Origin of the sequence: Streptomyces recifensis, assembly GCF_002154615.1 — a bacterium.
GTDB lineage: Bacteria > Actinomycetota > Actinomycetes > Streptomycetales > Streptomycetaceae > Streptomyces > Streptomyces griseoluteus.
Window position 1 is genome coordinate 438 of sequence record NZ_MUNH01000654.1, and the last position, 217, is coordinate 654.

1 pseudogene is annotated in these 217 nt (G+C 80.2%); it reads left to right on the plus strand.

Features of this window, described 5'->3' with window-relative positions:
* Nucleotides 1–217 (plus strand): annotated as a pseudogene (locus CCN33_RS33310) (D-alanyl-D-alanine carboxypeptidase family protein); the annotation flags it as partial.

Below are 217 nucleotides of genomic sequence, written 5' to 3' on the forward strand. Positions count from 1 at the left end.
GTGGCGGCCGCACCCTGCTGGTCACCGTGATGCACCCCGCCGAGGGCAGCAACGCGGTGTACGAGCAGACCGCGGCCCTCCTCGACTGGGGCTTCGGCGCGGGCCGCGCCGCCCGGCCGGTCGGGCTGCTCGCCGCCCCCGGCGGCACGAACGCGGGCCGCCCGACGGTCAGCCCCCTCCCGACCGAGCACTCCGCGCACGCCTCCGCCACCCCGCC